Below are 10,400 nucleotides of genomic sequence, written 5' to 3'. Positions count from 1 at the left end.
CAGATAGGCCAGATAGGCCAGATAGGCCAGATAGGCCAGATAGGCCAGATAGGCCAGATAGGCCAGATAGGCCAGATAGGCCAGATAGGCCAGATAGGCCAGATAGGCCAGATAGGCCAGATAGGCCAGATAGGCCAGATAGGCCAGATAGGCCGAAGAGGGGCGGTCCTGGTGGACCGCCCCTCTTCTTTCTTATTCCGGGGCCCAAGAAAACCTGGATCAACCAACCAAACGAAACCTCAAACTGTCACAGACAGCGTGATCTATTCCCGAATCCCACATGGAGGTCCGTTGGCCGCTTGATTCCACCGGCCAGCCGACCGAGACGAGCTACAATCCGAGCCACCAGACGGCCGTGCTGTGAGGCAGTTATGAAATCGAGAGGTTGGCGCTGACACTCCACTTGGACCAACCCGTCCAGATGCCAAGGTCTCTCGAGCCTTCCTGGATGGAAGCCTTGTGGAAGACTTCCTCGTCTAGGGCCTCCCCGTTGACGAGCGTGCGGACGTTGTTTATGGTGAGCGTCTTGCCGGCCTCAACACGGTAGTTGTTCCACGACGATGCACCCAAGAAATCGTTGCCGTTGAAGGGAGGGAGATACGTGTAGTCGTCTTCCCAACGTTCTTGCTTGATGAGCACGTCCCGGGCCTTCGCGCAGTACACCTTTATCTTATAGTTGACCAGCGTGACCTTGTATTTGGTGTAGCCTGCAAATTCCGGCCTCTCTGCTTTGACCGAGCAGACAGTTTGGGTGGTGGCTGCCTGGGCCGGGGCGGCCAAGGCAAAGGGAACGGTTGTCAGTGCGAGCGAAGCCGCGGCTATGAGAGCAATTTTGCGGCGTGCAGTTCGGGATTTTTTTGCTGGTGTTGTTTTGGAAAACATTTGATTCACGCTCCTGGGCGATGATCGGGTGGACGTCCTTGACTCATGTGTCACATAGCGTGGGCAGCCGTGTCAGTCCTGATTGATTGGAAATGGATAAACCTCGAGAGGCCCAAATTCCGATTCCGGATTCGTTTAACCCGGTAACTCCATGTTGCGTCCGGGTTGGAATTGGGCACTACCGTGCCAGCACGGTTTCCGAGAAGCAGGCTCCCCCGGAAAAGCGCTGCGGCAGTAGTGTCCCGAATCCGACCCTGTCATTCACAACGTTATCGACGACCTGGGGCAGCTTCCCTCAGGTGTGCTTGGCGCCCTGACATAGGCCCAGAATCATCACTTAGCTCCTGGAGGTTTTTTGCCTTTGTCAGGAACTAGCCTTGGCGGCTGCCGCTCTGCTGTCATGGTGCTACCTTTTATGCGCCGCGCCAGGACCTGTTGACTCCTGCAGCCGGTCAGCACGAGTCTCGTCGCCGATCAGGGCCTTGGGGGTCTGTGCCGTCCAAAGATGCTGTTGAGTCATGAACAAATACCATTCATCCCGCTGAGCAACATGCACTCGTCCCCGAAAACCGCCTCCCCATTTCCAACAACAACGAGTTCCGTCTAAGACTCCGTCGGTGCGAGAGCGCCGGCAAGGGCGGACAACAGTGCCAGCACGGAAGCCGTGGGTCGTGCGCGGTCTCAGACTGGAAGTCCCGGTTCAAGGAATCGAAAATTCCGCCAGATCAATCCACCTGCAACCATTCAAAAGGAAATCTAGTGAAGATCTGTCACTTTCAACGTTCCTCCATTCGTCATGGATACAAGAACGTTAACGTGCACGCTTATGGGACAGCACGCGGACGAATACTGGAAGAGTCCTGATTGCGGTCAGCCTAAACCCAATCGGATCCGTAAATGCTCTCCCTTCCGATGCTGCACCCGTCGTTAGGCAACCTCCGGGCATGCGTGGAGGCGGCAAACGCTCGCAGGGAGTGGTTCCTTGCGCGGATGCCGATTACAGGCCGTACCACCCTGGGTATCGCATGCCAGCGCCTTCGCTCAAGCGCCGACGGTCTCGTTGCAGAGCATGTGAGAGACGGGACTGCGCGTGATCGGCGCGCGCAGATACGTCAGGAATTGCAAATTGTTGGCCAAAATTGGCGATTAACCTGTCCAGGCATATACGGAGATATTGTCATCCTTTTTCGTCCGAAGCAGACACTGTTCCCCAAGCACCTCAGCTGAAGGCAGCGCTTCTTCGCGGGTGGCGGCATGGTGGCATTGGTTAGGCCTTCTCCGAGACTGCTGGGGTCAGAGTCAACGAGAGTCACGTTCAGCAGGACTGGCAGCCATCCTGCCAGCTAGTCGCCAGGCCAGCCACCACCCATTAGAGAGTCAACGCGCCGGGCCGGCATCATCTGGTGCACGGCCGTAGCGTCGGTTGGACAGATGAAGGCAGAAGATCGACTGGTCGATAACGGTGCGTGCGCTGCCGTGAAGGCGTTGAAGTCAATCCTTTGAAGGAACCGGGATGGCTGGGTGGAATGCTGACACTGCCGCCGGGCCTCTGGGCGCCGGGACGGTCACCTTGGTGGAGGGTTCGTCCTTTTGCATTTCCTCGGCGAACGGCGATCTCCAGCCTGAGTACCCGCACGGGGTTTTCTTCGAGGACACCTGCATCCTGTCCCGCTGGAATCTAACCGTTAATGGTGAGCCCTTGGAGTCGCTGGCCGCCAGGACGCAGGAGCCGYATCGTGCCCTCTTTGTCGGCCGCGGACGCTGCTCGGACGGGTATGCGGACAGTCCGCTGATCGTGGAACGCCTCCGCGAGGAAGGTGCCGGAATCCTGGAGCAGCTCACCGTCCGAAACTACTCACCGACCCCTGTCGAGTGCGTCGTTTCCCTTAAAGTCGAGGCGGACTTCGCGGACCCCTTTCGCTACGGCTTCATAGCCGAGGCGCAGCGCATCGCAACGGCCCTGTTGGAGGCGGCCGAGTACTCAGAGGGGCGGCTGCCCGAACTTTTCTGCGGCTTCAGCCGCGAGCACTTCGACGAACCCGTGCCCTACCCCACGGCCTGCTGGCCCCAGGCTTGGGCCGCCACCACCCCCCATCATGCTGGTCAAGAGCCTAATGGGCTACTACGCCGACGTTGCCCGCGGCGGCCTTTGGATGAATCCAGTGCTCCCGGATTCCTACGGCGACCTGCACATAACCAACGCCCCCATGGCCAACGGCCGGATGACCATCGACATSTCCGGTGCCACCGCCACCATCCAGGGGCTGCTCGAGGGCATGGTGTTCCAGCACGGATCTCGCCCTTGGGGGGGCGACCCCGTGGAACAGGCCAGAAGGCGCGGAAAGGCTTAGCAGGATCGACACGTCGGCAGTGACCTTCTCATTTGTCCGAAAGTTCAGTGCGCGTCTCTGGGTAGTGGTGTTTCATCACTACAGAAACCCAATTGGCCACTTCGAGAGAACCGCCGCCCTTGGCTGGATACAGCATGCGCAGGTATGCGGGACAGAGCATGCACACTAAGGCGTGATAAGCCCGGGACGGGCAGCGCGGCGCCTCGTCGTCACCAGGGTTATCAGCAGTCAAATAGCAACAAGCAATTAGTCGAAAGCTGGCTGACCACAGGGACTGGCGAGAAGAGCGAAGAGGACCCGCTCCGCTGAGAAGCTGAGATGCTCTTGGAGGTCCAAACAGGACCGCAGCAGAGGTCTCAAGCAGGACGCCAACCACGCCGAAATCGCGTTACTGTCGGCCGATGTCATTTGTCTCAAGGTGTTTCGCCATGGCATCGGCGGCCTCGATCCACCGCGTTGCGAGGGCCTTCGGGCTCAATGGCTGAAACAGGCTGTTCAGGACCTTTTCTACCGCGTCATACGCCGCGTCCCTGACGCGCTCCCGCGCGGCCGGGCTGCCGGAGCCCACCATGGCGTTTGATGTCGCGGTAATAGGCTTTCGGACCTCCGCACCGTTGACTGTGGCGGACGCAGGGCTGGTGGTGTGGGCAACCGCGAGTCCGGCGGCGAGGGCTGGAGCGTCGCTTGGACCGCGAAACATGATGCCTATCATTTGTGATACTCCAATGGCTAGAAAGGGTCGGTCAGTCTTCGCTCCGAGCGTCGCCCAAGAATGTTCGGCGGGTGTGGCACGGCTGCTCCGGCGGGAGGGGTGCGGTTACTTCCGGATTTCATTAACCCCTGGCTCCATATTGCGTCGCGTTGGAATTGGGCACTACCGTGCCAGCACCGTTTCCGTGAAGCAGAGTGCCGCTGCGGCGGTAGCAGCCAGACACTGTCGTGCACGACGCAATTGACGAGCTGGGGAAGTTTCCCACAAGGGCGTTTGTCCGCAGGCCCAGAATCATCACTTAGCTCCTGAAGATTCTCGTATCCGCGTCAGGAACGGACTTTGGCGTCCGCCAAGATTGGTCGGAGCCCGCTCTGCCATCGTGGTGTTACCTCTTATGCGCCGCGCCAAGACTTGTTGTCTCCTGCATCCGGTCGGCACGAGTTTGGTCGCAGGCCGAGGCCTTGGGGTTTGTGCCGTCCAAGGATCTGTTTGAGTGATGGAATACCATTCCTCCGGCAGAGCAATTTCCGCCCCGTCCCGAAACCATCTCCCGCATTTCCAAGAGGGCTGGATCGCCAAAGCAGTTCTGGGGCGAAGTGGAGGTACAGGTCGGCTTTGAGTAGTGTGGCTGCACCGAAAGCACGTGCCCGGGGGATCTGCGTCCCGTAGCATGGTGTTACGCGGCTCACATGAGAAGAGGCGTCCAGATGCCCTACCAGATTCTGACCCGGGACGAGCATTTCGGCGGTGATGGCAGGCCGAAGCGCATTCTTGCACTTGACGGCGGCGGCTTGCGTGGCATTTTGAGCCTCGGGATTCTGGAAAAGGTCGAGGATCTGCTGCGGGAACGCCATGGCTGCGGCGACGGCTTCCGTCTTTGCCATTACTTCGACCTGATTGCAGGCACGTCGACTGGGGCGATCATAGCAGCGGCTCTTGCCCAAGGCAGGAGCGTTGGCGAAGTCAGGGACAAGTATTTCGGCCTTGGGCGGCGGGTGTTTGAACGAAACCTGTTGCGCCAGGTACTTCTGCGTGCCAGGTACGACGAGCGGGCTCTGGTTTCCGAGTTGAAGGATCTCTTCGGTGTGGACACCACCTTGGGCGGCCACGAGCTGTTGACCGGATTGCTGGTGGTCATCAAACGCCTGGACAGCGGCAGTCCGTGGCCGGTGAGCAACAACCCCCGCGGACGGTATTTCGTTGCTGGCGCCAACGGCCGGATGGGTAACCGGGACTATCCTCTGTGGCAGGTCGTCCGGGCCTCCACCGCTGCGCCGTCCTATTTCCAGCCGGAAACCATCTCCATCACTGGCGGACGCGGCGTGAGGCCCGTGACCGGGAGTTTCGTCGACGGTGGTGTCAGTCCCTTCAACAACCCTGCCCTGCAGGCGCTTATGTACGCCTCGTTGGAAGGCTACCGTGTGGGCTGGGAGACCGGTGCCGATAGGCTCCTGCTTGTATCGGTCGGGACAGGCGCGGTGGATCCTGCCGTCAGTATGGCAAAACTGACTGCCAGTCATGCCGTGCGGGCGCTGAAGTCCGTGCTGCAGGATTGTGCCGTGCTGCAGGAGACAATGCTGCAGTGGATGTCCGCCAGCCCTACCGCGAGGATGATTGACCGGGAGTTGGGGGAGCTGGAGGGTGATCTTCTAAACGGTGCCCCGTTGATGAGTTACCTGCGTTATAACGTGGACCTGCGTCCGGAGAGTGTCCGCGCCCTGGACGGAACCCTTGCCGCTATGGACACCGTCCCCTCGCTGAGTGCGATGGATGCCCCGAGGAATATGGAGGCCCTCCACCGGCTGGGCAGGCTGGCCGCGGCACGGGATGTGCGGGAAACTGATTTTGGCAGTGTATTTGACCTGCCGCAGGCGTGAACGGAAGGGGCTATTATGAGGGAGCTCCGACGCTACAGGCGCTTTCCGGACCAGTACGTCGTCGCCATTCCTTTGCGTCTGGACACCGACGGGTTCAGCTACCGCAAGTGGGGCGGCGAACAGCAGTGCAAGCCCGGGGACTGGCTGGTGGACGACGACGGCGACATTCACACCGTCGACGCGGACGTCTTTGCGGCCACTTACCGCCGGATCCACCGCGGTGCCTATGTGAAATCCACCCCGGTCTGGGCTGAGGTCGCCTCGGAAGCCGGCAGCGTGGTGACCAAGGAAGGCCGCACCTACTACGACAGGGGTGACGTCGTCGTGTTCAACAACGAAGACGGCACCGATGGCTACGCGATGACCGCCGAAAGGTTCAATTCCCGCTACGAACCGGACCAGTGAGGGAAGCGGCTGTGTTGGCCTGCGGCGTGGATAGCCGGCAAGCACATCGGCTAGTGGAGGGTGACCTGGTGGGCGTGGGGGGGCTAACGCCCCTCCAGGGCCCCGGCCGCCAGACCCTGTGCAGCGGCTCATACAGTCAGAGCAGGGCCATTGTGACCTGTGCGATGCACTCCCAGTTCTCGAGGATTGTGCGTTCTCCAGTCAGCTCGAATCCGTTGCGACGGTACAACCCACGCGCGCATGACCCGGCGAAGACCGCGGAAGTGGGACAACAGAATATGCGAATGCAGAAGCCTGCTGTTCGTCTGAACAACGAATCCGCCGTCCGGAGATGGCGGTGTTTGTAGACCGCAGATTGGCCGCGTTCATCCTGTCGCATCCGAAATAGGATGGCGTGCATTTTCAGTGGAGTCGGGAAACGACTGCTCATTCGATGGAGGGCACGTTCTAGACGTCGCCATTGGCTCTGGAAGCTGAGTTTGCGCGTGAGCCGTCCCATTCATCCGCCTGAGGAGTTAAGACAATTGCGATGAGGTTTAGGGCGACTTGAACTGGCCATTGCAGTGCGGTCCACTCAGGTGGACCATTGTCACCATGGGAAGGCCCTCGTTTCCCTCTGCCGGTGGAGGTTGCAGACGTACCAGTCATGATCGCAGGGCCGGGAAGCGCGTCATTTCCGTGCTGCCGGGACAGTCTTTGAAGCTTTGCAGGCGACGAAATTTTGGACATTCGTGCGCCATATCGGGACGGCCGACTTCCGGGCGTCGTGCGAGTCCGGCGTCCAGGGCGGTGACAGTACAATGTTGCTGCTACGCGGAGACCGGCCCTGTAGCGGGGTGATCACTTGTCACGCATCTTTCTGAGTCATTCGAGCCGGGACACCCCTCAGGCCATCGCATTGAAGCGGTGGCTGGTGCAGCAGGACCCCGGTCTTGCCGACGAGATTTTCCTGGATCTTGATCCAGTGACGGGTATTGCGCCGGGTGAGCGGTGGAAGGAGGCCCTGCTTCGGGCCAATGAGCGGTGCGAGGTGGTAATCTGCCTGCTCTCTGCCAGCTGGGAGGCCTCCCGCGAATGCATGGCCGAGTACCGGACCGCGGAGAATCTGGGAAAGCTGATCCTGTGTGCCCGGCTGGAGCCTCTGGAGGAGGAAGGCGTCACCGGCGAATGGCAGCGCTGCGACCTCTTCGGCAACGGACCCACCACCGACATTCCAATTGAGGGCCAAGACAGCCCTGTCGTTTTTCTCATGGATGGCCTCCGGCGGCTGCACCAGGGGCTGCGCCGTGCAGGGATCGGGGCCGAGCACTTCGCCTGGCCGCCGCCGAAGGATGCTGGACGGTCCCCCTTTCGGGGGTGGGAACCGTTCGAGGAAGCGGACGCGGCGGTATTCTTCGGCCGGGACGGACAGATCGTGCGGGGCTTGGATGCACTGCGTACCATGCGCAGCTCCGGCGTCGAGTCGCTGTTCGTGATCCTGGGTCCGTCGGGCGCGGGCAAGTCCTCGTTCCTGCGGGCGGGTCTCGTGCCGCGGCTGCGGCGTGAGGACCGGCAGTTCCTGGTGCTGGAAACCGTGCGCCCCGAGCGCAACCCGCTCACCGGGGACCGGGGCCTCGCCTGCGCGGTCCATTCCAGGCGCATCCATCTGGGACTGGACACCCCCACTCTGGGAGCCATCAAGGATGCGTGCACTCGGGTGGACACGGCACAACTGAAGGAGTGGCTGGCCGAAGCCCGGCAGGCGGCCGCCGAACGGCTGCTGGAGGTGCCGGTCGGGACACCGCCGCCGACCCTGGTCCTACCGCTGGACCAGGCCGAAGAGCTCTTCAGTGCCGACGCCGGCCCCCAGGCACACCGGTTCCTGGATCTGCTTGCCGGACTGCTGGATCACGAAGACGGGACCGTGCCGGCGTTAATTGTTGCCGCAACGGTCCGTTCGGATTTCTACGAACCATTGCAGACCGCACCTGAGCTGGCCGGGCTTAAAAGTGTCGTCTTCGACGAGCTCAAACCTATGCCGGTCGCCCGGTTCAGGGAGGTCATCCTTGGCCCCGCAGCCCGTGCCACGGGGGCGGGGAGACCGCTGGAAGTCGAGACTGTTCTGGTGGATCGGCTGCTGGAAGAAGGCGTTCAGGGCGCGGACACCCTGCCGTTGCTCTCGCTGACCCTGGCACGCCTGTACCAGGACTACGGCGGCGACGGAGATCTCCGTTTGGCCGAATACCATGCGATGGGTGGAATGCAGCAGGTGGTGCAACACGAGATCGACACTCTGCTGTCGCCGGACCCTGCAGTGCGGCGGGGCCAGTTGGAGCTGCTGAAATCTGCGTTCATTCCCTGGTTGGCGACCATCAACCCAGACAACGACCAGCCGGTTCGCCGGATCGCCCGCCTGTCCGATCTACCGAACGACGCCCGGCCACTCATAGACGCCATGGTGGGCCGGCGTTTGTTGGTCGGGGACGAGCGCGGCGGGGAGACCGTGATCGAAGTAGCTCTGGAGAGCCTGCTGCGCCAATGGCAGGATCTGGCCGGGTGGCTGGCCAGCGAGCAGGAGGACCTCAAGGAGGCCGACAACCTGGAACGCGCCGCAGCCGCTTGGGAACGCAGCGGCCGCAACGAGGCGTGGCTCTTCGAAGGAGAAAGGCTGAGTCGTGCCGAGACACTGTTCGGAAAACCCGGATTCCGGGAACGGCTGGAGCCTGCCCGCGAGTTCCTCCGCGCCTCCCGAAGCCGGGAGGAGGAACGGCTCGCAGCTCAGAAGAGACGGCACGATGCCGAACTACGGGCTGCCCGCGACAAGCAGGAAGTGGCCGAAACGCACGCAGCGGATTTACGGAAACGCTCTCTCATACTCAAGATCGTCMTAGCATCAGCGGTCGTTATCACCATGGTTGCCGCGGCTGGCTTCGTGTGGGCCTCCTTTGCAGAGCGCGAGGCCACCGCGCGCGACCGCGAAGCCACCGCTCTTCGTCTTGTATCGGAAGGTCTGTCCATGCTCGAAGGAAACCGCGGCGGCGGCGATGCAAACGGTCTGAAGCGCATCCTCGCCGCACAAGCGATTGCCTCGACAGCGGGAGGCGAAGGCGCACTACTAAGCGCTGTCAATATGAATCGCGACCTGCAAAAAATCATAGAAACGCCGACCAAAATCAGCAGTATGGCGTTTAGCCCGGACGGCAACCGGATACTCACCGGCGGACCAGACGGTACGATGCGGCTGTGGGATGCTGAAACTGGCCAGGCTCTCGGCGAACCGATGAGTGGACATAAAGAGCTGGTAAACGGTGTCGCGTTCAGCCCCGACGGGCGCCGGATCCTTTCCGGCGGCCACGACGGCACGGTTCGAGTGTGGGACCCGGAGACGGGCCGGGCCCTCGGCACACCGATGACCGGACACGCGGGTGCGGTGACGAGTGTCGCGTTCGACCCCGACGGGCGCCGGATCCTTTCCGGCGGTAACGACGGCACGGTTCGAGTGTGGGACCCGGAGACGGGCCGGGCCCTCGGCACACCGATGACCGGACACGCGGGTGCGGTGACGAGTGTTGCGTTCAGCCCCGACGGCCACCGGATCCTTTCGGGGGGTAACGACGGCACATTGCGGCTGTGGGACCCGGAGACGGGCCGGGCCCTCGGCGAACCGATCACCGGACACAAGGAGGCGGTGACGAGTGTTGCGTTCAGCCCCGACGGGCGCCGGATCCTTTCCGGCGGTAACGACGGCACGGTTCGAGTGTGGGACCCGGAGACGGGCCGGGCCCTGGGCGAACCGATGACCGGACACAAGGGTGCGGTGACGAGTGTCGCGTTCAGCCCCGACGGCCACCGGATCCTTTCGGGGGGTAACGACGGCACATTGCGGCTGTGGGACCCGGAGACGGGCCGGGCCCTCGGCGAACCGATGACCGGAAACAAGCGTGGTGCGGTGACAAGTGTCGCGTTCAGCCCCGACGGCCACCGGATCCTTTCGGGGGGTAACGACGGCACATTGCGGCTGTGGAACCCGGAKACGGGCCGGGMCCTCGGCRARCCKWTGACMGGACACAAGGATGCGGTGACGAGTGTYGYGTTCAGCCCCGACGGYCACCGGATCSTTTCCGGCAGCCGAGACGGTACGGTGCGGCGGTGGGACGCCGAGAAGGGCCGGGCCCTCGGCGAGCCTTTGATTGA

Annotated in this window: 7 protein-coding genes and 1 pseudogene; 6 read left to right on the top strand and 2 right to left on the bottom strand. The window is 62.0% G+C overall.

The window, feature by feature from the left end; all coding sequences use genetic code 11:
- Nucleotides 1–303 (top strand): hypothetical protein (locus tag AC1DR1_RS22225; protein ID WP_476993346.1); only part of this gene is annotated, 303 nt, incomplete at its 5' end.
- A gap of 66 nt (nt 304–369) precedes the next feature.
- Here the strand turns inward: AC1DR1_RS22225 and AC1DR1_RS22220 are convergent.
- A complete protein-coding gene (locus AC1DR1_RS22220) occupies nt 370–882 on the bottom strand; it encodes a hypothetical protein (RefSeq protein ID WP_364746464.1) in 513 nt (170 codons plus the stop codon).
- 1,513 nt (nt 883–2,395) lie between these two features.
- Here AC1DR1_RS22220 and AC1DR1_RS22215 point away from each other — a divergent pair.
- A pseudogene (locus tag AC1DR1_RS22215) lies at nt 2,396–2,800 on the top strand (glycogen debranching N-terminal domain-containing protein); the annotation flags it as partial.
- A 178-nt stretch (nt 2,801–2,978) separates the two neighbouring features.
- Nucleotides 2,979–3,233 carry a hypothetical protein gene (locus AC1DR1_RS22210; RefSeq protein WP_476993347.1) on the top strand — a complete coding sequence of 85 codons (255 nt, stop codon included), beginning with the start codon at nt 2,979–2,981 and terminating at the stop codon, nt 3,231–3,233.
- A 388-nt stretch (nt 3,234–3,621) separates the two neighbouring features.
- On the opposite strand, the gene AC1DR1_RS22205 is transcribed toward AC1DR1_RS22210, so the two are convergent.
- Entirely contained in the window at nt 3,622–3,933 is a 312-nt protein-coding gene (locus tag AC1DR1_RS22205; RefSeq protein WP_364746466.1) for a hypothetical protein, read from the bottom strand.
- Nucleotides 3,934–4,652: 719 nt separating this feature from the next.
- Between AC1DR1_RS22205 and AC1DR1_RS22200 the strand changes: the two genes are divergently transcribed.
- The 3 genes from AC1DR1_RS22200 to AC1DR1_RS22190 all read left to right on the top strand — a co-directional run.
- Entirely contained in the window at nt 4,653–5,822 is a 1,170-nt protein-coding gene (locus tag AC1DR1_RS22200) for a patatin-like phospholipase family protein (protein ID WP_476966656.1), read from the top strand.
- 15 nt (nt 5,823–5,837) lie between these two features.
- Nucleotides 5,838–6,227 (top strand): hypothetical protein, encoded by a 390-nt coding sequence (locus AC1DR1_RS22195; RefSeq protein WP_229994521.1) that lies wholly within the window; start codon nt 5,838–5,840, stop codon nt 6,225–6,227.
- 913 nt (nt 6,228–7,140) lie between these two features.
- On the top strand, nt 7,141–10,400 hold a 3,260-nt coding region (locus AC1DR1_RS22190), incomplete at its 3' end, for an nSTAND1 domain-containing NTPase (protein ID WP_476993345.1).

The organism is Arthrobacter sp. P4_F10, assembly GCF_056401435.1.
This window is presented reverse-complemented; position numbering and strand designations above follow the sequence as displayed.